This window comes from Pseudoalteromonas sp. P80D2 (genome assembly GCF_036680945.1).
Lineage (GTDB): Bacteria > Pseudomonadota > Gammaproteobacteria > Enterobacterales > Alteromonadaceae > Pseudoalteromonas > Pseudoalteromonas shioyasakiensis.
Genome location: NZ_JAZDAR010000020.1, coordinates 24,835 through 25,417 on the forward strand (window position 1 = coordinate 24,835; position 583 = coordinate 25,417).

Here is a 583-nt window from a genome sequence, read left to right on the forward strand (position 1 = left end):
TAGGCTCTAGGCTCTAGGCTCTAGGCTCTAGGCAAAGTGTACTTGTAGGAATGGCTTAGCCGTGAATGTTTTTGTAAAGGTCTGAATTCGGCACAGAAGTGCCTCCTACGGGGTTTTGTTACTGAGGGTAACTCAGTTACATAACAACCCGGTAGATCAACTAACATCTATTATCTGACGTTTGAGATTCTTATCACGTAGGAATGGCTTTAGCCATGAATTTGTTTGTTATGGTCTAGATTCGGCACTGAAGTGCCTCCTACAGGGGTTTGTTGCTGAGGGAGACTCAGTTACCTAACAACCCGGTAGATCAACTGACATCTAATATCTGACGTCTGAGATTCTTATCACGTAGGAATGGCTTTAGCCGTGAATGTGTTTGTTAAGGTCTGAATTAGGCACTGAAGTGCCTCCTACGGGGGTTGTTGCTGAGGGTGACTCTGTACTAAACACCACACAGTTCAACTGACATCTGAGATACGTATCACGTAGGAATGGCTTTAGCCATGAGTGTGTTTGTTAAGGTCTAGATTCGGCACTGAAGTGCCTCCTACGGGGGTTGTTGCTGAGGGAGTCTCTGTAC